Below are 21,725 nucleotides of genomic sequence, written 5' to 3' on the forward strand. Positions count from 1 at the left end.
GACCAGGGCATGGGCACGGGCCCCGTCGACAGCCTGCACGCGCAGGAGGCGCGGCTGCGCACGCTCCCGGGTGCGAACGTGCTGGTGCTGCGCGCGGGGTCGTTCTTCGAGAACTTCTTCGACGTGCTGCCGGTCATCCGCCACCAGGGCGTCACCGCTGACGTCGTCGAGCCCGAGCGTCCCGTCCCGATGATCGCCACGCGGGACATCGCCGACGCGGCGGTGACGGCGCTCCGTGCGCGGGACTGGCAGGGCTTCGTGGTGCGGGAGCTGCTGGGCCCCCGCGACTTGAGCTACGCCGAGGCCACGCGCATCCTCGGGGAGCGCATCGGCCAGCCGGAGCTGCCGTATGTGAAGCTCCCTCCGGACGAGATGGCGGGGGCGCTCGTCCAGGGCGGTTTCTCCGCGGACCTGGCGCGCCTCTACGTGGAACTGGCCCAGGCCATCAACGACGGGCGCGTCCGGTCGCTGGAGGGACGCACGCCGGCGAACACGACGCCCACGCGCTTCGAGGACTTCGCCGACGAGCTGGCCCGCGCCTACGCGGCGATGTAGCGACTCAAGGCACGTAGGCGATGCAGTCAATCTCCACGCGCAGGCCGACGTCGGGGAGCGCGGACACCTGCACGGTGGTCCGCGCGGGCCGGTGCCCGGCGAAGACGCGCTCGTAGACGGCGTTCATCCGGGGGAACTCCTGCATGTCCACCAGGAACACGCCGCAGCGCAGGACGTGCTGAAGACTGGAGCCTCCGGCCACGAGGATGCGCTCCAGGTTGCGCAGCACCTGCTCCGTCTGCGCTTCGATTCCCTCCGCCTGCACGCCGGTGGCGGGGTCCCGGGCCGCCTGTCCGGAGATGAAGAGCAGGCGGTCCAGCTGCATGCCGGGAGAGTACGGGCCCGCGGGCTTGGGCAGTCCAGGCGCGACGATGGGCTGGTGCTTCGCTGACGTCATGGGCTTCTCCTTTGAGGGGCTCAAGTCTCGCCGGGCTTCAGCGCGGACGCGGAGCGTAACAGTCCAGCGCCGCTCACGATGAGAATGCCAGTGAGGACCAGCACCGCGCCCACGGCGAAGGACAGGTCCGCCTGCTCGTTCAGCACGAAGATGCCCGCGCTGACGCCGAACAGGGGCGTCATGAACGAGAAGACCGACAGGTTGGAGGCGAGATAGCGGCGCAACAGCCAGAACCACGCGAGGTAGCTGGCGAAGCAGACGATGACGCCCTGGAAGAGCAGGCTCGCCCAGGCCACGGGCGCCATCGTGATGGGGCCGGCCTGGCCCGTGAGCAGGGCCACGGGGAGCAGGATCGCGACGCCACCCACCAACTGGTACAGCAGCGTCTGCGTGGGCGGCGCGTCGGACAGCGCCGAGACGCGAATCGCCACGGTGGTGGCGCCCCAGGCCAGGCCCGCGAGCAGCCCCATCGTGTCGCCCAGGAGCACGCCCGGGCCAATGCCCCCCTGGAGCCAGCCGCCGCCAAAGGCCAGCGCGATGCCTGCGAAGGCCACGCCAATGCCCAGCCACTGCGTCCGCTTCAGCCGCTCGGAGGGCACGAGCCAGTGCAGGCCCAGCGCCGAGAAGACAGGCGCGGTGTAGAGGAAGACGCCCATGTGCGAGGCGTGCGTGTGGCGCAGCCCCTCCCCCACGAAGAGGAACTCCGACGCGAAGAGCACGCCCACCAGCATGCCCGCGCGCCAGGGCCCACGACGCAAGAGCCCCCGCTCGCCCCTCAGCCAGCACAGCAGCCCCACGAGCACCGCGGCCAGCCCTGAACGCAGCGCCATCTGCATCATCGTCGGGATGTGGGGCGCGGCCAGCTTCACCGCCACCTGCTGCATCCCCCAGATGGCGCACAGCACGAGCATGGTCCCGAGCGCGAAGCCGTCCGCGGGTTTCCGATGAACACTCATGACTTCATCCTGCAGCTGGCGGGGCTGATGGATATAGCGAGATTCCGACAACCCATGCCGAGAAGCCGCCATGGCGAAGCAGCTCCAAGTTCCCTTCACCTCAAAGCTTCCCCACCCCGTGTACTTCCGCGCGGCGAGCCTGCCCGTGGCGGCGAGCTACCCCCAGCACCGCCACCCCTGGGGTGAGTTCGTCTACGCCTTCAGCGGGGTGATGGAGCTCAAGCTGGCGGGCAGCCACTACCTCGCGCCACCGCAGTACGGCATCTGGCTGCCGCCGGACCTGGAGCACCGGGGCATGAACCGCTTCGAGGCGAGCCACTGCTCGCTCTACCTCGCGCCCGAGTGGTGCCGGGGCCTGCCCAGGACGGCGTGCGCGATGGCGGTCAGCCCGCTGATGAAGTCCTTGATGGAGCACCTGCGCGCCCAGGAGCTGGCGCAGCCACGCACCAGCGCCGAGCGCAGGTTGTTCCGGGTGCTCATCGACCAGCTGGCGCTGGCCCCCGCCCACGGCAGCTACCTGCCCATGTCCGATGACCCGCTCCTGGAGCCGGTCCTCACGGCACTGGAGCAACACCCGGAGGATGAGCGCTCCCTGGCCGAATGGGCCCAGGCGCTGCACACCACCGAGCGCACGCTGGAGCGGCGCTGCCAGCAGCAGCTGGGGCTGTCGTTCAGCGAGTGGCGCCAGCGGCTGCGCGTGGTCAAGGCGCTCGCGATGCTGGAGCAGGGACACGCGGTGGAGGCCATCGCGCTGGACCTGGGCTACAGCAGCGCCTCCGCCTTCATCGCGATGTTCCGGCGGATGACGGGCACCACGCCGGACAAGGTCCGCGGCCACGGCTTCGTGGCGTCGTAGCGGGCCAACGCCCTACTTCTTCGCCGCGCCGCCGGATTGACGGACGACGGCGCTGGAGCCCGGCACGCGGCCTTCCTTCGGAAGCGGCTCGAGCCGGCCGCCGAGGTTGCGCGCCAGGAACGCCTCCACCCGCGCGTGGTAGTCCAGGTTGTTCTCCGGCTGGTAGAAGCCGTGGCCTTCGTCGGGATAGAGCACGTACGTCACGTCGCGCCCCGCCTTCTCCAGCGCGGACACCATCTGCTCGGACTCGGCCTGCTTCACGCGCGGGTCGTTCGCTCCCTGCGCCACGAACATCGGGATGCGGATGCGGTCCACGGCGAAGACGGGCGAGGTGGCGCGCAGCCGCTCCTGCTCGGCCGGGTCGTCCACGTCGCCCACGCGCTGGGCATAGGAGCCCCGGATGACCTGCCACTGCGGCGGGAAGGACTTCAGGAACGTGAAGAGGTTGGAGATGCCAAAGGCATCCACCGCGCAGCGGTACACCGAGGGGCTGAACGCCGCGCCCGCCAGCGCCGCGTAGCCGCCGTAGGAGCTGCCCATGATGGCGACCCGCGCGGGATCCACCTGGCCCTCCTTCACCGCCCACGCCACCGCGTCCTCCAGGTCGTCGTTCATCGCGCGGCCCCACTGCCGGTTGCCCGCGTTGAGGAAGGACTTTCCCAATCCCGCGGAGGCGCGGAAGTTGACCTGGAGCACCGCGTAGCCCCGGTTCGCCAGCCACTGCGCCTCCGGGTTGAAGCGCCACGTGTCCCGCGTCCACGGGCCCCCGTGCACCAGCAGCACCGTGGGCAGCGGGCCCGGCGGCGCGCCCACCGGCCGCGTCAGGTATCCCGTCAGCGTCAGGCCGTCGCGGGACTTCAGCTGGAAGGGCTTCATCTCCGCCAGCGGCACCCCGTCCAGCGAGGGTTGGTTGGAGAAGAGCAGCTCGGCGCCGCGGGTGGACCGGTCGTAGGTGTAGTAGCGCAAGGGCGCGGTGTCCTGCTCGAAGGCCACCACCCACCGGCGGTCCGCGCGGTCTCGGCTGACCAGGGAGAAGTCGCCGGGCGCCACGCGGCCCAGCGCCTCGAAGTCCTCGCGCAGGCTCGCGTCCAGCACCTTCCACCGCTGGTGGCCGTCCGTGTTGAAGGCCACCGCCTGGACCACCTTGCGCTCGGGGTGGAAGAGGACGTCCATCACGTCCGAGCCCGCGTCCTCCGCGAGCACCTTCTCCGCTCCCGTGCGCAGCACCTTCTCCACCACCCGCGAGGTGTTGGAGCCGTGCGGACTCTTCAGGTACACGCGGGAGCCGTCGCGTGAGAAGCCGATGAACCCCATGTACTGCGGGAAGACGTTCTCGCGCAGGGGCACCTCCAGCAGCGTCCGCCACGGGGTGCGCGCGGAGTCCCGGACGCGCAGCACCGTGGTGCCGTCCGGCTTCTGCGCCAGCGCGCCGCGCACGTTCAGCTTCGCGTCCGCCGTCCAGGTCATCACGTCGCCCGGGTCCTGGGTGTCCAGCGTGATGGCGCCGGTGTCGAGCGACACGCGGTAGATGTCCGACCCCGTGCGCTCCCGGAGGTTCATCGTCACCAGGACCTCTCGCGGCGCGGTGGGCGAGGCCTCCAGCAGCCGGGCGCGGATGCCCTGGAACGGCGTCAGGTCGCGCACCACGCCCGTCGACAGGTCGGCGGCGTAGACATGGGTGTTCTCGTCGCCGTCGGAGTCCTGCGGGTAGAGCAGGGTGCGCGAGTCCTGCGCCCACTCGTAATACCGGACGCCCCGCTCGGGCTCCTTCGTGACGGCGCGGGTGTCGTCCTTGCCTTGCAGCGTCCGCACCCAGACCTGCATGACGCCCTTCGCATCCGGCGCGACCCAGGCCAGCTTCTCGCCGTCCGGTGACAGCGTCGGATCATCCCGGACGGGGTTGCCGAACAGCAGCTCCCGGGGAATCACGGGCGGCACCTCCGCCAGCGCGGGCACGGCCCACAACATCAACACCATCACCCCATGGCGCAGCAGCATCGGGTCTCCCTGTCACGTCGTGGCTCGGGACGGAGCGGAGCCAAAGAAAAGCCCAGCAACCCGGTGGGATTGCTGGGCCCTGGAACAGCCCACGCCCGTGGGTGTTCCCGTTTTCGTTTCGTCCGGAGGATTACCGGACGATGTTCAGCGCGGTGTCATCCAGGAAGAAGCTCGTCTGGAGCGACGAGTCCTCCGTGCCGTTGAAGTAGATGCGGACGGTCTGGCCCTTGTACGCGGCCAGGTCGAACGTGCGCTGCACGTAGGCCGTGCCCTTGTCCAGGTTGCTGTACGTGGCCAGCGTGGCCAGCACCGTGCCCGCGCTGTTGCGGACCTGGACGGCCAGCTTGTCGTAGGCCGTGGTGGTCGTCGTCTCCGCCGTGGTGATGCGCGCCCAGAAGGTGAGCGTGGCGCTGCACGCGGAGGCGGGGATGGTGACGTCCTGGTAGGCGAACTCCGTGCGCGTGGCGCCGTAGCCGTTCAGGTAGGCCTTGTACGTGCCCGTGCGCGGCGCGCTGCCGGACGTGGTGCCGTCGATGACGCCCGACGAGGTGGTCCAGCCCGTGTTGCCGCTCTCGAAGCCCGGGTTGAGCAGGAGCTGCTCGGTGATGGAGCAGCTGCCCGTGCCGTTGTTCACCGTCACCGACACCGTGGACGACGTGCCCACGTTGTTCGCCGCGTCATACGCCTTGGTGGTCAGCGCGTAGGTGCCGTTGGCCACCGACGTCGTGTTCCACGCGAAGCTGTACGGCGCCGCCGTCGCCGTGCCCAGCAGCGCGCTGCCCGCGTAGAACTCCACGCGCGCCACGCCCACGTTGTCGGAGGCGCTGGCGCTCAGGGTCGCGGTGCCGCTCAGCGTGGAGCCGCCCGCGGGCGAGGTGATGGACGTCGTGGGCGGGGTGGTGTCACTGCCGCCGCCGCCGGTGATGAAGAGCGTGTACAGCAGCTTGTTGGGCGAACCCGTCCCGGGGCTGGTGACCTTGTTCGGCGTGGCGTTGTTCACCAGCGCGTCGCGCACCTGCGCGGGCGTCGCGGAGGGGTTGGCGCTCAGGTAGAGCGCCGCGGCGCCGGCCACGTGCGGCGAGGCCATGGACGTGCCGCTCATCGAGGTGCTCGACGTGTTGCCGGAGTTCGAGGCCGAGGTGATGCTCGAGCCCGGCGCGAAGATGTCCACGCACGTCCCGTAGTTGGAGAACGACGAGCGGCCATCGCTGCTGGTGGTGGAGCCCACGGTGATGGCGTTGGGCGCACGGGCCGGCGAGTAGTCGCAGGCGTTGGCGCTGTCGTTGCCGGCGGCGACCACCGTCGTGACGCCCGCGGCGATCAACCGCTCCGTCGCGTCATCGATGGCCTGAATGCCGACGTCGCCCAGGCTCATGTTGGCGACCGCCGGCTTGACGTGGTTGGCCGCCACCCAGTCGATACCGCCGATGACCTGCGCGTCGTTGCCGTAGCCCGTGCAGTCGAGCACCCGCACGCCGTGGAGGGTGACCTTCTTCGCCACGCCCCAGGTCGTGCCGCCCACCGTGCCGGACACGTGCGTGCCGTGGCCATGGCAGTCGGACGGGTCGCTGTCGTTGTCGATGAAGTCGTAGCCGTTGCCGATGCGGCCGGTGAACTCCGTGTGGGTCAGCCGGATGCCGGTGTCGATGACGTACGCGTGCACGCCGGTGCCGTCGACGTTGTAGGTGTAGGAGCTGTTGCGCGGCAGGTCCCGCTGGTCGATGCGGTCGATGCCCCAGGTCGCGCCGGTCTGCGTCGCCGACACGTGGATGAGGCCGTTCTCCTGCACGTACGCCACGCGCGGGTCGGACAGCAGGCGCTGGGCCTCCGCCTCGCTCATGTTCGCCAGGAAGCCGTGGATGGAGTGCTCATAGGTCCGCAGCACCTTGCCCCCGCCCAGGGACGTCAGCTCCCGGGCGATGTTCGCCGCCCCCTGCTGCCGGACCTCCTGCGCGGAGTCGCGCAGGACGACGATGTACTCACCAGGGATGGCCCGCTCCCGGCGGATCATCTGCGCCGTGTGACCGATCTGCTCGCTGTCGGGCTCCTGTCCTTCGGGCATCGGGCCGCATGCCGCGGCCAGCAACGAGAGGGCACTCACCGCCTGGGTCAGTTTCAGTTTCATTCGGCCTCACGGGGAAGGTGCGGGCACCGGGACGGATGCCCTCGCACACCCCGTGTAGTTAGCTTTTCTTGAAAAACAGGTCAATGCGGCCCCAGGAGCGGTGGAAGGGTAGAGTCCGCGGTCCGACGGAGGTGGACGAACGGTGGCTGTATCAAAGTCGATGGTAGGACTGACCGCGGGGCTGCTCGTCGGCGGGCACAAGGCGGCAAGGCTGTTGGAGGTGGAGCTCGAAGCCACCGGTCTCAGCGCCGGCGAAGCCGTGCTCCTGTCCGTGCTTACCGCGGGCCCCATGACGATGACCGGGGTCATGTCCGCGCTGCACATCGGCGCGTCCACGGCGACCAGCCTGGTGTCGCGGTTGGAGAAGCACGGGTACGTGCGACGCTCTCGCAACCCCGAGGATGGACGCTCCCTGCTCGTCGCCATCACCGGCTCCGGCGAGGTGCAGTGCAAGGCGGCCGAGGCTGCCTTCACGCGGCTCGACGCGAAGCTCGCCGAAGCAGGCCGCGACGCCGTCCGGGGCCACCACGCACTGATGAAGCGGTTGAACGACCTCTCCTGAGCCACTTCTCTTTATTACGAAAACGTACTACGTTTTCGTAGCAATGGGGAGGCGGCCATGGATGACGACGTGTTTCTCGAAGGGTTCTCACGCGGGGAGGTGAGCGGGTTTGCCCACCTGGACCATGTGCGGGTGGTCTACCTCTACACGCGCAGGGCCGGCGGCGAGGCGGCCGTCGCGCTCACCCGCGCGGGACTGCGGGCGCTGACCGGCAAGCTCGGCGTGCCGGAGAAGTACCACGAGACCATGACGGTCGCGTGGGCGCGGCTCGTCAGCGAGCGGGTGGAGGCGGCTCCGGGCCGCGACTTCGCCGCGTTCATCGACGCCCACCCGCGCTTGCTGCGCAGGGACCTGCTCGACGACTACTACTCCCGCGAGGTCCTCTTCGGCGCCGAAGCGCGGATCCGGTTCATCGAGCCGGACCTGCGGCCCCTGGACCTTCCTTCCGCCGGCTGACTTTACATTGAACGAACGTTCATTCAAAGATGCGGGGCATGCCTCGTACCGCGGATGCCAACGCAGCCCTCCGGGAGAAGACGCGGGAGCGCGTGCTCCAGGCCGCGGTGCGGCTCTTCTCCCGGCACGGCTTTGATGGAACCAGCGTCCGCGCGCTCGCCGAGGAGGCGGACATCGCCGTGGGGCTGCTCTATTCGCACTTCGAGTCGAAGGAGGCGGTGCTCCTGGCGCTGATGCAGTCGTCGATGGTGGACGTCGCGCGGACGCTGGAGGACGCGGACCGCGAACCCACCGCGCGAGGGTTCGTCACGGCGCTGCTCACGTCCACCGTGGCGATGCTGGACGCGCACCGGGACCTCTGGCGGCTGAGCCAGGGGCTGCGCCACCAGCCGGAGGTGCTGGCGCGGCTGAAGCTGCCGCTGGAGCACTTCCTGGGGGCCACGCACCAGCGGCTGGAGCGGGCGCTGGCGGCGCGCGGGCTGCCGGAGGCGGGCATCGAAGCGCGGGTGCTCTTCGCCACGGTGGAGGGCCTCACCCAGCAGTACCTGCAGCAAGAAGGCGGCTACCCCGCCGCCGACGTGATTCGCGCCATGGCCCGGAAGTGGCCCGGTGCTCTTCGCAAGCGAAAGGCGGACGCCCCATGAAGCGGCTGAAGGTTCCTGGCGGTGAGATGGCGTGGTGGGAGGAAGGGCAGGGCACGCCGGTGGTGCTGGTGCACGGGACGCCCTCGTCCTCGCGCGAGTGGCGGGACGTGGCCCGTCACCTCACGCCGTCGTACCGAGTGCTCGCGCCGGACCACCTGGGCTTCGGGGACAGCGAGCGCCCTGGGGACTGGCGCACCTACTCACTGCCCTGGCACGCGGAGAACCTGCGGGCGTGGTTGGGCCAGATGGCGCTGGGGCCGTTCCACCTGGTGGTGCATGACTTCGGCGGGCCCATCGCGCTGCCGCTCGCCATCGCGGCGCCGGAGCAGGTGCTGAGCCTCACCGTGGTGCAGAGCTGGCTGTGGGACCTGAAGGGCCCCAACGTCGACAACGCGTTGATGCGGTGGCTGTACCTGTCCTGGAACTTCTCCGCGCGCGTGCTGGTGAAGATGTCCTGGGGACGCCGCACGAAGCTGACGCGCGAGTTGCACCAGTCCTTCCTGTCGCGGTTCCCGGACCGCGCGTCGCGGATGGGCACGTGGGGCTTCGCGCGCTCCATCTCCCATGAAGGCCCGTGGATGGAGGAGCAGGGGAAGGGGCTGGGCAGGCTCGCGGCCGTGCCCTCGCTCGTCGTCTGGGGTAGGGCGGACCAGATCGTGAAGCCCGAGCACCTGTCCCGGTGGAAGCAGTCCCTGCCCCGGGCGCGCGTGCTGGAACTGGAGGACGTGGGGCACTTCCCGCAGCTGGAAGCGCCCGAGGTGCTGGGGCCCGCGCTCCGGGAGCACCTTGACTCTGTATCAATGTCGACAGTTTGATTCCGGGCTTCCGACACACGCTCCCCAGGAGTCACCCCGTGCCCCACCCCAATGCCGAGACGGCGCTGGAGATGCTGGAGTACTGCCGTTTCGCCTACAAGGCGTACGCCCAGTCCTGCGTCTACCCGATGGATCCGTTCTACGAATCCCACGGGGCCGGGATGTGGCAGGGCGCGCGGGACCGGGTGCTGGCCCGGGTGCACAAGCTGCGCGGCAGCGAGGCGCACGTCCACAAGTTCGACCCCATCGAATACGACCTGACGACTCCGCCAGACCCCACGCTCGGGGTCGTGTACCGGGGTGGCACCGGCGACTCGCCCTACATCCTCTTCCAGCCACGGGACCTCGACCGCTCCATCTCCTTCTCGAAGGGCGTGGACCTGGAGGGCGAGGACATCCCCATCAAGGTCGAGACCTTCTTCGGGGAGCAGACCCTGCTGGGGCGCGAGCACTCCCAGGCGACCGGCTCGAAGCGGTGCTGCTACTTCCAGGGCAAGACGGGGATGACCCAGACGCACCCGAAGGCGGGCTGGCCCAGCTGGTTGGGGGCCGCCATCTACGACCCCGACCTCGAGCGGCTGGTGGTGGTGTTTCGCGGCAGCCGGAGCGGAAGCGGCGGACGTGCCCTGGGACAGGCGCTGGTCAAGAGCACGGGGAGCCCGGACTGGGTCACCGACATGAACCACCTGAAGGAGGCCCGTGTCGGCCGGTTCAGCAACGCGACGCTCTCCGCCGGCTTCTGGTACGCCTACGACAGCTGCCAGGAGTCCCTGGCCGCAGCCTGCCTGGAGGCGATGCACGGCCGGGTTCCGCGGGAGATCCTCTTCACCGGCCACAGCCTGGGGGGCGCGCTCGCGCAGTGCGCCTACCTGGACCTGGTGGGCGGCGAGCTGCTGGAGAAGGTCTACGCGAAGATCAAGAGCCGGGTGCACGTTTCCTGCTACGCACTCTCCGCTCCGCCCGTCGTGCTCGGCTCGAAGGCGAAGGAGATGCTCACGGTGCACCTTGGCGGGGAGCCGCAGGTGTTCCACCACTTCTCGCCGCACGACGCCGTGCACAACAGCAAGAAGGTGAATCTCTCCGCGGTGACGGCCGTGAACTCGGTCGTGGGGACCTTCACCCATCCGCTCACGTCCTCCGTCCACCTGGGGCAGGAGATTCCCCTGAAGGACTGCACGCGGGCCTTCCCGGACGCGCATGAGCCCGAGGAGGTGCGAACGGGCCTCGTCGGGCTGGTCCGGAAGGAGACCGGAACGCGCCTGCCGGAGGATCCGGGCTTCTGGCCCACGTTCGACTTCAACCCGACGGGCATGTGGGGGATGTCGGTGCGGCCGGGCGTGGATGCGCTCACGGCGCACCTGAAGATCGCGCTCCTGACCAGTGTCTCGGAAGAGCGGGCGCGGGTGCGCGCGCAGCTCTGGGCGGACGTGGTGAAGGGCAGTGGAAAGAAGAAGGACGACTACGCGGTCCTGGAGGACACGGACGGCGACTCCTTCGACGCCTTCGCCAGTGCCTGTGAGCTGGTCGCGGAGCTGAGCAATCCCTTCACGGAGAACCGCAAGCAGAACAAGTCGAAGTTGAAGGAGCTGCGCAACGAGATGATCAAGTCCTACCAGGGGGCCTCCGGCCACAAGGCCTCCTCCAGCGTCTACTTCGTGATGCTCCAGTACCTGACCGCGGCGCAGTACGGGCTCGACCTCGTGTGACGCCGGCCGCGGGGCGGTGAGGCGTCTGGAATCAGGCGCGTGACGGACCGCGCACGGAGCGGTGGTACTTCGGGAGGATGCGCTCCACGCGCATCTGGCCCGGCAGCGCCTGGAACGCTCCGGTCGCGACGAGCGGTGTCTCCACCGCGTCCATGGTCACCTCCGGACGTCCCGCCTGCTCCACCATCCAGCGCCCCTCCGGGGTGATGGCGAACACGGCGCGCTTCGCGGAAGAGGGGATGGGCCCTGCATCCGGACAGAGAGCAATCCCGGGGCCAATCCTCGCTCCCTCGGGAGGCATCGCCCGCACGGGCGGCGCGGCGTCAGCCCTGGCCGCGGCCTGCGTTCACCGGGAACGCAGGCCACCCCGCTGAGGCGTTCTACCGGCCCGGGCGGTTGCCGGACGCGCTCACTTCAAGCACACGGCCTCGACGTTGTTCCCATCCGGGTCGAGGACGAACGCGGCGTAGTAGTTGTCCGCGTAATCCGCGCGGATGCCCGGCGCGCCATGGTCGCTCCCGCCCGTGGCCACGCCCGCTGCGTGGAACCGGTCCACCGCGCCGCGCTCGGTGGCCTGGAAGGCGACATGCCCGGTGCTCCGGGCGTCGCTCGCGGGATAGAGCCACAGCGCCGGCTGCCCCTTGGGCCCGAAGCCAGCACTTGTCGCGTCCTGGTGACAGAGCACGTAGCCCAATGGGGCGAGCACCGCCTGGTAGAACCGGATGCTGCGAGGGAGATCCTTCACACGTAGACCGATGTGATCGAACACGACTGCCTCCTGGAGTGAGGCTTCACTTCTAGGAGTGAATCGCCATCTTCTCTTGGAGGATCTTGCGGTCGCCTCGCGATGCCTTCCGGAACGCACGCGGTGAGACGCCCGCCGCGCGGTGGAACGTGCGCACGAAGTTCGACAGGTCCCCGAAGCCCACGTCGTACGCGATGCGAGCGATGGGGGCATCCGTTGCAAGCATGCGCGCCGCCTGACGAAGCCGCATGCGGACCAGGTACTGGTGCGGCGTGACGCCCAGCACGCCACGGAAGACACGGAGGAAGTGGAAGGGGCTCAGGCCCATCCTCGCGGCGAGGTCCTCGAGCGTCAGCGGCTCACTCGCCTGCGCGTCGAGGAGGAGCGCGGCTTCGACGGCCCGCCGGCGATCCCGCGCATGCATCCGCGCCGGGGCTTCATGCTTCCCGGTGACGGTCCCCATGACGCGTGCCGCGAACGCGAGCGCCACCTCATCCAGGCCCAGGTGGGTCCTGCCTTCGGCGGTCTGCTGGGCGAGCTCGCCGAGCGTCACCAGGGACGGGACCGGTGGCAGGGCGCCCACGCGCCACACGTCCAGGGGGGCTTCGAGCGAATCCACGAGCGCGTCGGAGAGCTGGAACGACAGACACTCGTCGCCCGCGAGGTGGTGTTCGTGGGTGCAGTGGAAGGTGTCTCCCGCGAACCCGACGAGCGTTGCGCCTGCCACGAGCTCATGCGCCGCGCCGCGGGAGTGATAGGCGAAGCTCCCCCGCCGGACGTACGACACCGAGAAAGCCCGATGCCGCTCCTCGAACGGGCGTTCGCCCGGCTTCGCGTCGCACCGGCAGTCCACGACGGAGATGGAAGGCGAACGGTGCAGGAGGGAGGCGCGCATCCGCGCTGGCTAGCAGGCGCGGCGCGCGAAGACTTGGAGAATCTTGCCGAGGACGACATCTACGGCGACCTGCACTTCGGTCCGGAGCGTCCCCGCCCGTGCAAGGCCTTCGACACGCGGGGACAGGTGATGCCGTCGCCACGCTGGGGAAGCCGCGGGCCTTGCTAGCGCGTCGCGACGATGAACAGCCGGGGGAAGGGCAGCAGGACCGTCCCGTCGGGCAGGGCAGGATAGGCCCGGGCAATCCCAGCCTGATAGCGGGCGAGGAAGGCTGTCTTCTCGTCCGCATCGAGCGGTTCGAGGAAGGGCCTGAGCCCCGAGCCCTTGAACCACTCCACCACCGCTCCGGCGCCTCCGGTCAGCGGGTGGAAGTAGATCGTGCGCCAGACGTCCACCGTGGCACCGGCGTCGCGCAGCACGCGGAAGTACCAGTCGGCACCGAGGCGGGCCGTCCGTGAGTTCGCGGCGGCCCCCAGCTTGCCGGCCCAGGGGCCCTCGCTGGCGGTCTCCCGCATCAGCTGGTGCGAAGGCTCGTCCAGGTTGTCCGGCATCTGCACGGCGAGGCTTCCGCCCTCCGCCAGCTTGCCCAGGAGCGCGGGCATGACGGCGGAATGGTCTGGCACCCATTGCAGCACCGCGTTCGCCAGGATGACGTCATAGGGGCCCGGGTCGCTCCAGGTCGCGATGTCCCCCAGGTCGAACCGGACGTCCGGCAGCCGCTTGCGTGCCGCGGTGAGCATGTCCGGCGAGCTGTCCATTCCGGTGACGGCGGCCTGTGGAAAGCGGGCGCGCAGCAGCTCCGTGGAGTTGCCGGGGCCGCAGCCGATGTCCGCGGCCCGCTTCACCTCGGACGTGGGAACCCGGGCCAGCAGGTCCCGGATGGGACGGTTCCGTTCGTCTTCGAATCGCGTGTACTGCGCCGCTGACCAGTCCATGGGCATCCCCTTTTCTTGGGAACCTACCGCGTCACGGCGGTGTCATGGGCTGTCCATGTCTTGGCGGGCATGAGCTCGCCATTCGCGGATGGGTTAGCGTTCCAATCATGCGCCTTTTTCGTGCTTCCGCCGTCGTGTTGCTGATGGGGGCCCTCGCTGCGGGCTGCAAGAGGGACCCGGACGGTCCTCCGCCCAAGGCCGCCGCTCCGGCCTCCGCTCCGGTCGAAGCTCCGGCGCCCTTCGTCCAGGCGGGACTGGTGGCCCCCGCGACCGCCGCGGGAGCGCCGGACACGGGCGAGGTGGACCTCGCGGCGCTGCGCGACTCCGTGGCGGATCCGCAGGTGCTCTCCGAAGAGGAGCTGCAAAAGCTCACGTTGGGGAGCACGCCTGAACGGAATGTCGCGACGCCTGCTCCCAGAAGCAGCGCCGACGCTCCCGGGCTGGAAGAAGCGGAGGTGTTGGATGCCGAGATGGGCGGAGCCATGGCGCGTCGCGAGAACGAAGTTCGCGCGGACCGGGCCCGGCTTGGAGCGCAGCGCTCCGCGGGAGCGCCTCCCGCGGAAGCGCCCGCGGTGGAGGGCAGTGTGGTGGGAGGCGTCCTTGGCGGTGTCCTGGGTGGCCAGCTCGCGCCGCCAGCGGCTCCCATCGGGGATCAGCGCGTCCGCTCGGCCCTCTTGAACCGCAAGGGTAGCGGTGGCGGTGGCGGTGGCAGCAGCGGTGGCTCCGCGGAGCCGGATGCTCCGACGCCCGTGCTGCCTCGCGTGGAGGCCGCGCCTCGCGCCGCCAAGGTGCTGGTGATGAGCGACGACGGCCGCTACCAGCCCCTCAAGGCCCGGGCCGTGCGCGTCGTCACGTACATCCAGGGCTCCCGGGCGCGCACCGTGGTCGACCACCTCTTCGAGAACGACACCGGCCGCAGCCTCGAAGGCACGTTCTATTACCCGCTGCCCGGTGGAGCGACGGTGGCGGGCTTCGCGCTGTACTCGGGCGCGGTGACGGTGGACACGCCCTCGCTGTTCCAGTCGTCGGACCTGCTGCCGCCACTCGGAGACGATTCGACGGAGTCGGAGCGGCTGGCTGCCTCCGCGCCTCCGGCGGCCCGCGGGTCGAAGCGCTCCTGGGGCGACATCCAGGAGGCCCGCGTCGTGGAGCAGAAGCGCGCCCGGGAGGTGTACGAGGACGTCGTGCGCCGGAACGTGGACCCCGCGCTGCTCGAATGGTCGGGCGCGTCCACCTTCAGTGCCCGCGTCTTCCCCCTGCCTCCGAAGTCGCTCAAGCGCGTCGTCATCGCGTACGAGCAGACGCTCCTCTTCGACGGCACACGCCTGCGCTACACGTGGCCGCTGCCTCCGGGCGCGGGCAAGGAGCTGCGCGTCACGGCTCGCGTCCACGTGGATCCGCGACAGGCCCCGGAGGTCACGGTGCAGCCCGACTCGGGCGCGAAGGCCCGCACGGTGGGCGCGTGGCAGGTCTATGACTTCCCGAAGCTCACGGGGGATGGGGCGCTGGGGCTGGCCCTGAAGCCTCGCGGCGAGGACGCGGACGTGCTGGTGGGGGCTGACAATGCAGGCCTCCCGGGCCGCGCCTTCCACGCGCGGGTGCGGCTGCCGGGACAGCTCACCTCCGGCGCGGAGGGCCCTCCCACGGGCCGCGCGGTGCTGGTGGTGGACACCTCGCTGTCCTCCGAGGACGGCAACGCCTGGGCCATCCAGGCGGCCACGCTGCGCGCCCTCCTGGAGAAGGACGCGACGTTGAAGGAGTACGCGGTGCTGCTCTTCGACGTGCGCCCCCGCTGGCTGCACGGGCCGGGCTTCCGCCCGAATGACGCCGCGCACCGCCAGGCGAGCTTCGCGGAGCTGGAGCACGTCTTCCTGGAGGGCGCGTCCCACGTGGACGGCGCGCTGGAGGAGCTGGACCGGGCCGGACGTGAATGGCTCAAGCCTTCCGCCCCCGGGGAGCGCGTGACGGCCTTCCTGCTCTCCGACGGCAACATCACCTGGGGGCAGAGCCGCGTGGACGCGCTCCTCTCCCGACACCCGTGCGTGGAGTCGCTGCGCTGGGTGACGTACCGCTTCGGCGAGGCGGCGGTGAACACGGAGCTCTTCGACGCGCTGGCGCGCTCCAGCGGGGGACGCGTCGTGAACGTCCTGTCCGCGGCGGAGGTGGACGCCGCGGCGAAGGCGCACCGCGCGGCGTCCGTGGTGCTGTCCCGTGTGGCCGTGGTGGGCGCGGACGTGAAGGACCTGGTGGTGGCGGGCCGGCCGCGGCTCGTCTTCCCCGGGCAGGAGCTGCAGGTGGCGGGACGGCTGCCGGGCAAGGGCGACGCGGCGCTGGAGGTGGTGACCCAGGCGGGCACCGGGCCCGAGCGCACGCTGCGCATCCCCCTGCCGTCCGACCAGGACAGCGCCTTCGCGCCCCGGGCGTGGGCGGAGCTCTTCGTATCCCGGCTGGTGTCCCTGGATGACGAACGGTTGGACCGGATGGTGGTGGCGCTCAGCCAGCACTACCGGTTGGCCAACGCCCGCGCGTCCATGCTCGTGCTGGAGTCCGAGGGTGACTACACGCGCTACGCCGTGCGCGACGAGCAGGTGGACCTGGAGAACCTCGAGTCGCTGCGGCGCAGGGAGGAGGACCAGCGCCGCGACAAGCTCCTGGGCATCGCGCTGGATGACGTGCACTCCTCGGGTCGCGCGGTGGTGGCCCGGCTCGCCGAGCAGAAGGGCGTGCCCGCGCTCCTGCGGCGCCAGCCGCTGCGGGACATGCCCTACGCGGGCGGTGACGAGCGGCTCCAGGCGGAGCTGGCCTACCGCAAGGCGCGGCGGGAGAACCGGGACGACGTGATGATCTACGAGGCCGTGGCCCGCAGGCGTGCCTTTTCCGGCGACACCTGGGGCGCCGTGCGGGCGCTGTCGTCGCCCGTGGAGCTGCGGCCTCGCGACGCGGAGGCGCTGCGGCTGGTGGGGTACGGCTTGCTGGCGCTGGGGCAGTACCCGGCGGCGGCGGAGCTCTTCGAGCACGTGCGCCTCAACCGTCCCTTCGAGGCGCAGGCCTTCCTGGAGGAGGCGCTCGCGCTGGATGCGGCGGGGCGCTATTCGGAAGCCGCGCGGAACTACGAGATTGTCCTGTCGCGGCCGTGGCCCCGGCATGGCGAGGAGCTGCGGACGGTGGCGAGCTTCCACTACGCGCGCATGCTGGCGGGGCTGGAGCGGCAGCCCCAGCTCGCGGAGGTGGCCCCCGTGCTCCGCGATCGCCGCGCTAGGCTGCGCAGCCCCGACGGTGACGCGCCGTTCGCGGACGCGCGGCCCATCGACTACCAGCTCACGACGCACTGGAACTCGGACAACACGGACATCGACCTGTGGGTCATCGAGCCGAACGGGGAGAAGTGCTTCTACCAGCACATGCAGTCGTCGCTGGGCGGGCGGCTGTACTGGGACATCACGGATGGCCTGGGGCCGGAGCTGTACCACGCGCGGAAGGCCGCGCCGGGGCCGTACCACGTGGTGGTGCACTACTACGGCAACCACTCGGCGCGGTACGTGGTGCCCACGGCGCTGCTGCTCGTGAGCGACCGGAACGTCTTCACCCCCGAGGGCATGACCCAGCGGCGCTTCCAGGTGCGCATCCTGCCCAACGCGAACGCACGGCTGTTGTTGCGGCGCGAGGAGCTGGTGGCGGGGAAGGACCGCGTGTCGTCGCAGCCCTCACCGTGACGCCCGGCCTTCCAGCCGCAGCAGCCAGGTGGTGATAGCCTCCTCGCAGGCGGCATGGCGGTCCAGGAAGGCGAAGTGGCCGCTGTCCACCTCGAACCAGGTCGCGCGCCGTCCCAGGCGCGCGGCCACGTCCCGTGCGATGCGCGCGGGCATCATCGTGTCGCGCGTCCCCTGCACGAACAACACGGGGACCGCCGGGGTCGACGCGCGGCGCTCCGCACCGGAGATCAACACCAACCCCCGCAGCTCCATGCCCGCCTGAGCGACCCGGCTGCTGAGCACGTGCGCTCCCACGGCCCCGTTGGACAGTCCGCCCAGGTACACGCGGCGGATGCCCTGGCCCTTGAGCCATGCCAGGGTCTGTTCGAGCGTCCTCGCCCCGTCGGCGGTCCACCAGTCTCCCCTGGGCCCCACGGAAGGACAGACGGTCCTCGCGGAGATGGCCCGGGCGGCCCTGGCCATCTGCCAGCAATACACGGTGAAGTTGCCGGTGAAGCCGTGAAGCATCACCACGGCCGTGTCGGGGCTGGGGTGCTCCGGGGTGATGACCACCGTGTCGAAGGACTCGGGTGACTGGAGCCCGAGCCACGTCGCGATGGCGGGCGTGGCCACCGGCCCTTCCTCCCGGGCGAGCCGGTCAAAGGCAGACTCCAGCGCGGGAATGAACCCGGCCGTGTCGGAGGCGGGAAGCCGCCGCGCGAGCAGGAGGGCATGGGCCGCGACGAGCGTCCCGTCCCGTTCGTCCACCAGCCGGTTCAGGTAGCGCGTTCCCGGGGCCGGCATCCGCTCGGTGTGCACCCGGGGGCCATCCGCCACCGCGAGCCGGACCGCCGCGACCGCGACGATGAGCCCCAGCCCCGCGCGGGCCAGTCCACGCCGCGTCCGCCAGGGCTTCGTCAGGAGGCCCAGCGAGAGCAGGACGCCTCCCAGCGCGTATCCCCAGCCGGAGGCCGACGCGCCGATGCAGGCCGCCAGCACGAAGAGACCGCAGGTGATGGGGGCCGTGACGAGCCCGAGGCCGAAGGCCCACCGGGAGAGAGGATGCCGCGAGGCGTTCATGCCACGAGCATCGCGGCAGGAGCCGCCCGGAAGTCCTCTCGGTTTCCGAGCGGTCCCACGCCAGGCCTGAGCGGTCGCTTCGCGGGGCCCGGCGGTGCCAGTCCTTCAGCGTGGCGCGCTGTCAGGGAGGGCACTGCGAGATGCAGAACGCGCGATAGCTGTTGCAGTAGTACGGGTCGCCGCCACCGAAGTAGCACTGGTAGTACTTCGCGTCGCACGCGTCGGTGCAGGCGCTGGGCACCGCCATCTCGACGACGCGGTTCGCTTCCTCGCCTTACGGGGCGCAGACGACCCCTACACAGCCGCCCGTGCCGTTGCCACGTGCGGCGTTGCCTCCGCCGTCAATGGCCGTGGGCGCGTAGATGCCCCAACCCGTGTTGCCCTGGCAGACGTTGTTGGCGAGGGTGGGGGTGCTGACCGGGAGGACGCGCAGGCCGTCGCCGTCATTCGACAGGAAGCGGTTGTTGCGGACGGCGCCGACGAGCGGCGGGGGCTCGAACTCCGGCAGGTCGGCCAGGGTCAGTCCTCCCGCGTTGTCCCGCCAGACATTGCCGCGGATGTCGACCGTGCGGGTCGCGACGTTCAGGCCGCCGCCGTTGTTCATCACCCACGAGTTGCGCAGCTGGAAGTCGAACGGCTCCCAGTTGGGATGCTCGGGCGTCCCGAACGCGGTGTTGTTCGCGATGACGGTGTTGTCGAACACCAGCTCCCAGCAGTTGTCGAAGCCGCTGTTGTTCCAGGCCAGGTCGGCCACGGAGGTGTTCCAGGCGAGCGTGCTCGACCTGAAGCGGACACGGCCGTAGAAGCAGTACAGGACGTTCGCGTTCGACGTGAAGGTCGAACCGGACACGCTGACCTCGTGGTCATCCACGAACAGCACGGTCCCGTTTCCGGTGAACCGCGATCCCCGCACCTCGACGACGCCATTGGCCGCGTCGAACTCACTGCTCATCCCGACGGCGTTCCCCTCCATGCGGGAGTCCGTGAGGAGGATCCGTGCGTAGCCCTGGCGGTGGTAGATGGCGGTCTGGTTGTCGAGCAGCGCGACCTGGTGCAGCCACACCGGCCCGCTGTCGAACACGTAGCCCGAGTTGAACCCACGGACCGTGCCGTTGCGCACGGTGCTCCCTTCCTCGGCCACGATGCCCATGGAGTCCTCGGTCGCGGGCCCGGAGCGGCGCACGGTGTGGCCCCCCAGGTCGAGCACGACGCCCGGGGCGGCGATCCGGATCGCGGGGTCTGGCGTGCCCGGGCAAGAGAGGTCGCGCGTGAGCCGCGTGTTCCGGGTCAGCACCTCCCCGCACCGGACGGCACGCGCCTCGCTGGCTTCCCCTTCCCCCTGGGGACTGGCCTTCGCGGTGGTGCCCGCGAGGAGCAACAACGCCAGGGGCCACGTCACGACCCCACCTCGAATCCGTTGCATGGTGCTTCCCCCTGGCTGGAGGCCTTCCGCCCCCGCGCGAGGAGGCTGCTCACACCGCTTCACGCCCCCCAGTCCGCCCAGCGGTGTCAGGCGCCTGCGTGGGGGAGACAGTCCTGGCGTCCCCAGGGGCAGGGCTGTTGCTATCCTCCGGTCCGCTGCGACAGAAAGGACGGAGCACCATGACGAGGGCACCCGCCACCCGGACCGACCTGAGGGAGGCGCTGCGGCGGCTGGGCCTGGATGCGGGAGACCTCGTGATGGTCCATGCCGGCCTGCGGAGCCTGGGGCCCGTCCTGGGCGGGGTGAACACCGTGGTGCAGGCGCTGCTCGACGCGGTGGGCCCCCGGGGCACGCTCATGGCGTACCTGGACTGGGAGATGGGCGTGGAGCCGGAGGACTTCGAGGACCCGCGCCTCCGGGAGGAGATCCCCACCTTCGACAAGCGCACCGCGCGGGCCAGCCGCGACCACGGCATCCTCGCGGAGACGCTGCGGACGTGGCCGGGCGCGGTCCGCAGCGACCATCCGGACGCGGGCATGGTCGCCATCGGCGCGCGGGCGGAGTGGCTCTGCGCGGGCCATCCCTTCCGCTATGGCTACGGCCCCGGCTCGCCGCTGGCCCGGCTGGTGGAGGCCGGGGGCAAGGTGCTGATGCTCGGAGCTCCGCTGGAGAAGCTCACGCTGCTGCACCACGCGGAGCACTTGGCGGACCTCCCAGGCAAGCGCGTGGTCCGCTACCAGCGGCCGCTCCTCGTCAACGGCGAGCGGCGCTGGGTGGACTTCGAGGAGTTCGACACCAGCGAGCCGGTAACCGACGCCCTGCGCGCGTCCAGTGTGGACCCCTTCACGCTCATTGGAGAGCAATGCCTCACGGAGGGAATCGGCCGCTCCGGAACGGTTGCCCAGGCACCATCCCATCTCTTTGATGCGCGCCGGTTGGTACGACGTGGCGTCGCATGGTTGGAGGAGTCCCCCCGCTGAAAGGAGCCGCCGTGATTCTCTTGAAGACCGCCCTCATCCTGGCCCTGACCTCAGCCACCCCCGAAGCCGCGCCCGCGAAGCCCGGGTGCGCGACCACGAACATCGAAGTCGCGCTCCGCCACCTGTTCGAACGCTACAAGGACGGCGGGACGCTGGACGTCGCCCGGGACTCCGGCGAGCCCATCACGCCCCAGTTCATCGCGGAGTCCCTGAAGGTGCGCGACGTGCCGAATGGCTACGCGCTGGTGGAGAGCCCGGACCTCATCGAGACCTACGAGGCCGCGCTGTTCAAGAACCCGAACGGCTACCACCTGGTGGTGGTGTCGTCGGGTGCGTCCGTGAGCCACACGGCGGTCTTCAAGTGCGACGCGGAAGGGCTGAAGGCCGACAACACGGCCCTGCAGCTCTCCGACGCGGACGCCATCCAGCTCTACGCGGACGCGGGGCTCCTCAAGGCGAACGCGAAGAAGGGCCTGAGCGAGCAGACCCTCAAGGACTGGGCGGGCTCCATCGTCACCCTCGCCCTGCCGCGCAAGGGCCGCGTCATCACCATCAAGGCGAACGTGGACGAGCCGGCCGGCGTGTATGGGAAGAAGCTGGGCACGGTCGACTACGTCGATGGCCGGTTCGTCGTCAGCTCCCTCGCGAAGAAGGCCCGCTGAGGGGCGGGGCCCGCGTCCTGGAACGCGGGCCCCTTTGGCTGCCTTCTACGGGCTGGTGACGCGCACGTCGTCGTAGGTCGCCACGCCCGTGGCGTAGAAGCCGACCTTGCCCGCGGTCAGGCTCGTGTCCGTTCCCTGCACGCGGAGCACACCGTCCACGAAGCCCTGGATGGAGGTGCCGCTGACGGTGAGGGTCAGCGTGTAGAACGCGGACGTGCTCGCGGTGAACGGCACGGTCTGCAA

The 21,725-nt window shown here is 70.2% G+C and carries 22 protein-coding genes; 10 read left to right on the plus strand and 12 right to left on the minus strand.

Going from position 1 to position 21,725, the window contains the following annotated elements; translation table 11 throughout:
• The coding region (locus D7W79_RS43535) for a Rossmann-fold NAD(P)-binding domain-containing protein (protein WP_500681241.1) at nucleotides 1-555 on the plus strand (555 nt) is incomplete at its 5' end.
• 4 nt (nucleotides 556-559) lie between these two features.
• Here the strand turns inward: D7W79_RS43535 and D7W79_RS05170 are convergent.
• A complete protein-coding gene (locus tag D7W79_RS05170; RefSeq protein WP_120524208.1) occupies nucleotides 560-952 on the minus strand; it encodes a RidA family protein in 393 nt (130 codons plus the stop codon).
• Between the two features lie 20 nt (nucleotides 953-972).
• The gene (locus D7W79_RS05175; protein WP_120524209.1) at nucleotides 973-1,908 is read right to left on the minus strand and encodes a DMT family transporter; all 936 of its coding nucleotides are present in this window, start codon (nucleotides 1,906-1,908) and stop codon (nucleotides 973-975) included.
• A gap of 70 nt (nucleotides 1,909-1,978) precedes the next feature.
• Between D7W79_RS05175 and D7W79_RS05180 the strand changes: the two genes are divergently transcribed.
• Entirely contained in the window at nucleotides 1,979-2,764 is a 786-nt protein-coding gene (locus D7W79_RS05180) for an AraC family transcriptional regulator (protein WP_120524210.1), read from the plus strand.
• 12 nt (nucleotides 2,765-2,776) lie between these two features.
• On the opposite strand, the gene D7W79_RS05185 is transcribed toward D7W79_RS05180, so the two are convergent.
• Both D7W79_RS05185 and D7W79_RS05190 read right to left on the minus strand, forming a co-directional pair.
• Nucleotides 2,777-4,762, minus strand: a complete 1,986-nt coding sequence (locus D7W79_RS05185; protein ID WP_120524211.1) for a S9 family peptidase — start codon at nucleotides 4,760-4,762, stop codon at nucleotides 2,777-2,779.
• A 130-nt stretch (nucleotides 4,763-4,892) separates the two neighbouring features.
• A complete protein-coding gene (locus tag D7W79_RS05190) occupies nucleotides 4,893-6,887 on the minus strand; it encodes a S8 family serine peptidase (protein ID WP_120524212.1) in 1,995 nt (664 codons plus the stop codon).
• A 160-nt stretch (nucleotides 6,888-7,047) separates the two neighbouring features.
• Between D7W79_RS05190 and D7W79_RS05195 the strand changes: the two genes are divergently transcribed.
• Genes D7W79_RS05195 through D7W79_RS05215 form a run of 5 tightly spaced genes read left to right on the plus strand, consistent with a single transcriptional unit; the run spans nucleotide 7,048 to nucleotide 11,070 of the window.
• On the plus strand, nucleotides 7,048-7,449 hold the full coding sequence (locus D7W79_RS05195) for a MarR family transcriptional regulator (RefSeq protein ID WP_120524213.1): 402 nt from the start codon (nucleotides 7,048-7,050) through the stop codon (nucleotides 7,447-7,449).
• 57 nt (nucleotides 7,450-7,506) lie between these two features.
• Nucleotides 7,507-7,905, plus strand: coding sequence for a hypothetical protein (locus tag D7W79_RS05200; protein WP_120524214.1), 399 nt, complete (start codon nucleotides 7,507-7,509; stop codon nucleotides 7,903-7,905).
• Between the two features lie 38 nt (nucleotides 7,906-7,943).
• Nucleotides 7,944-8,549, plus strand: coding sequence for a TetR/AcrR family transcriptional regulator (locus tag D7W79_RS05205; RefSeq protein WP_158616892.1), 606 nt, complete (start codon nucleotides 7,944-7,946; stop codon nucleotides 8,547-8,549).
• On the plus strand, nucleotides 8,546-9,364 hold the full coding sequence (locus D7W79_RS05210) for an alpha/beta fold hydrolase (RefSeq protein ID WP_120524216.1): 819 nt from the start codon (nucleotides 8,546-8,548) through the stop codon (nucleotides 9,362-9,364). The genes D7W79_RS05205 and D7W79_RS05210 overlap by 4 nt, the downstream gene beginning before the upstream one ends.
• 38 nt (nucleotides 9,365-9,402) lie before the next feature.
• Entirely contained in the window at nucleotides 9,403-11,070 is a 1,668-nt protein-coding gene (locus D7W79_RS05215) for a lipase family protein (protein ID WP_120524217.1), read from the plus strand.
• Between the two features lie 31 nt (nucleotides 11,071-11,101).
• On the opposite strand, the gene D7W79_RS05220 is transcribed toward D7W79_RS05215, so the two are convergent.
• The 4 genes from D7W79_RS05220 to tam form a co-directional block, all read right to left on the minus strand.
• Entirely contained in the window at nucleotides 11,102-11,287 is a 186-nt protein-coding gene (locus D7W79_RS05220) for a hypothetical protein (RefSeq protein WP_120524218.1), read from the minus strand.
• A 192-nt stretch (nucleotides 11,288-11,479) separates the two neighbouring features.
• Nucleotides 11,480-11,839 carry a VOC family protein gene (locus D7W79_RS05225; RefSeq protein WP_120524219.1) on the minus strand — a complete coding sequence of 120 codons (360 nt, stop codon included), beginning with the start codon at nucleotides 11,837-11,839 and terminating at the stop codon, nucleotides 11,480-11,482.
• 28 nt (nucleotides 11,840-11,867) lie between these two features.
• On the minus strand, nucleotides 11,868-12,710 hold the full coding sequence (locus D7W79_RS05230) for an AraC family transcriptional regulator (protein ID WP_120524220.1): 843 nt from the start codon (nucleotides 12,708-12,710) through the stop codon (nucleotides 11,868-11,870).
• Nucleotides 12,711-12,874: 164 nt separating this feature from the next.
• Nucleotides 12,875-13,645: a trans-aconitate 2-methyltransferase gene (tam, locus tag D7W79_RS05240; protein ID WP_120524245.1), complete on the minus strand. Its 771-nt coding sequence runs from the start codon at nucleotides 13,643-13,645 to the stop codon at nucleotides 12,875-12,877.
• Nucleotides 13,646-13,752: 107 nt separating this feature from the next.
• Between tam and D7W79_RS05245 the strand changes: the two genes are divergently transcribed.
• Nucleotides 13,753-17,358, plus strand: coding sequence for a DUF2135 domain-containing protein (locus D7W79_RS05245; protein WP_120524222.1), 3,606 nt, complete (start codon nucleotides 13,753-13,755; stop codon nucleotides 17,356-17,358).
• Here the strand turns inward: D7W79_RS05245 and D7W79_RS05250 are convergent.
• From D7W79_RS05250 to D7W79_RS05255, 3 genes are all read right to left on the minus strand, one after another.
• Nucleotides 17,350-18,417 (minus strand): alpha/beta fold hydrolase, encoded by a 1,068-nt coding sequence (locus D7W79_RS05250; RefSeq protein WP_120524223.1) that lies wholly within the window; start codon nucleotides 18,415-18,417, stop codon nucleotides 17,350-17,352. The two genes, D7W79_RS05245 and D7W79_RS05250, sit on opposite strands and share 9 nt — an antisense overlap.
• Before the next feature lie 121 nt (nucleotides 18,418-18,538).
• Nucleotides 18,539-18,664 carry a hypothetical protein gene (locus D7W79_RS45650; protein ID WP_272491389.1) on the minus strand — a complete coding sequence of 42 codons (126 nt, stop codon included), beginning with the start codon at nucleotides 18,662-18,664 and terminating at the stop codon, nucleotides 18,539-18,541.
• 27 nt (nucleotides 18,665-18,691) lie between these two features.
• On the minus strand, nucleotides 18,692-19,840 hold the full coding sequence (locus D7W79_RS05255) for a right-handed parallel beta-helix repeat-containing protein (protein ID WP_147441805.1): 1,149 nt from the start codon (nucleotides 19,838-19,840) through the stop codon (nucleotides 18,692-18,694).
• Between the two features lie 179 nt (nucleotides 19,841-20,019).
• Between D7W79_RS05255 and aac(3) the strand changes: the two genes are divergently transcribed.
• Nucleotides 20,020-20,820 carry an aminoglycoside 3-N-acetyltransferase gene (aac(3), locus tag D7W79_RS05260; protein ID WP_120524225.1) on the plus strand — a complete coding sequence of 267 codons (801 nt, stop codon included), beginning with the start codon at nucleotides 20,020-20,022 and terminating at the stop codon, nucleotides 20,818-20,820.
• Nucleotides 20,821-20,831: 11 nt separating this feature from the next.
• Entirely contained in the window at nucleotides 20,832-21,482 is a 651-nt protein-coding gene (locus D7W79_RS05265; RefSeq protein WP_244221607.1) for a hypothetical protein, read from the plus strand.
• A gap of 45 nt (nucleotides 21,483-21,527) precedes the next feature.
• Here D7W79_RS05265 and D7W79_RS05270 read toward each other — a convergent pair whose 3' ends face one another.
• On the minus strand, nucleotides 21,528-21,725 hold the full coding sequence (locus tag D7W79_RS05270; RefSeq protein WP_120524227.1) for a hypothetical protein: 198 nt from the start codon (nucleotides 21,723-21,725) through the stop codon (nucleotides 21,528-21,530).

Source organism: Corallococcus exercitus (assembly GCF_003611585.1).
In the GTDB taxonomy this organism is placed as follows: Bacteria; Myxococcota; Myxococcia; order Myxococcales; family Myxococcaceae; genus Corallococcus; species Corallococcus exercitus.

What these genes read in the sequence shown, in the direction of transcription:
- D7W79_RS05170 (WP_120524208.1), bottom strand. Translation starts at nt 952, where the DNA reads ATGACGTCAGCGAAGCACCAGCCCATCGTCGCGCCTGGACTGCCCAAG.
- D7W79_RS05175 (WP_120524209.1), bottom strand. Translation starts at nt 1,908, where the DNA reads ATGAGTGTTCATCGGAAACCCGCGGACGGCTTCGCGCTCGGGACCATG.
- D7W79_RS05180 (WP_120524210.1), top strand. Translation starts at nt 1,979, where the DNA reads ATGGCGAAGCAGCTCCAAGTTCCCTTCACCTCAAAGCTTCCCCACCCC.
- D7W79_RS05185 (WP_120524211.1), bottom strand. Translation starts at nt 4,762, where the DNA reads ATGCTGCTGCGCCATGGGGTGATGGTGTTGATGTTGTGGGCCGTGCCC.
- D7W79_RS05190 (WP_120524212.1), bottom strand. Translation starts at nt 6,887, where the DNA reads ATGAAACTGAAACTGACCCAGGCGGTGAGTGCCCTCTCGTTGCTGGCC.
- D7W79_RS05195 (WP_120524213.1), top strand. Translation starts at nt 7,048, where the DNA reads ATGGTAGGACTGACCGCGGGGCTGCTCGTCGGCGGGCACAAGGCGGCA.
- D7W79_RS05200 (WP_120524214.1), top strand. Translation starts at nt 7,507, where the DNA reads ATGGATGACGACGTGTTTCTCGAAGGGTTCTCACGCGGGGAGGTGAGC.
- D7W79_RS05205 (WP_158616892.1), top strand. Translation starts at nt 7,944, where the DNA reads ATGCCTCGTACCGCGGATGCCAACGCAGCCCTCCGGGAGAAGACGCGG.
- D7W79_RS05210 (WP_120524216.1), top strand. Translation starts at nt 8,546, where the DNA reads ATGAAGCGGCTGAAGGTTCCTGGCGGTGAGATGGCGTGGTGGGAGGAA.
- D7W79_RS05230 (WP_120524220.1), bottom strand. Translation starts at nt 12,710, where the DNA reads ATGCGCGCCTCCCTCCTGCACCGTTCGCCTTCCATCTCCGTCGTGGAC.
- tam (WP_120524245.1), bottom strand. Translation starts at nt 13,645, where the DNA reads ATGGACTGGTCAGCGGCGCAGTACACGCGATTCGAAGACGAACGGAAC.
- D7W79_RS05245 (WP_120524222.1), top strand. Translation starts at nt 13,753, where the DNA reads ATGCGCCTTTTTCGTGCTTCCGCCGTCGTGTTGCTGATGGGGGCCCTC.
- D7W79_RS05250 (WP_120524223.1), bottom strand. Translation starts at nt 18,417, where the DNA reads ATGAACGCCTCGCGGCATCCTCTCTCCCGGTGGGCCTTCGGCCTCGGG.
- D7W79_RS45650 (WP_272491389.1), bottom strand. Translation starts at nt 18,664, where the DNA reads ATGGCGGTGCCCAGCGCCTGCACCGACGCGTGCGACGCGAAGTACTAC.
- D7W79_RS05255 (WP_147441805.1), bottom strand. Translation starts at nt 19,840, where the DNA reads ATGCAACGGATTCGAGGTGGGGTCGTGACGTGGCCCCTGGCGTTGTTG.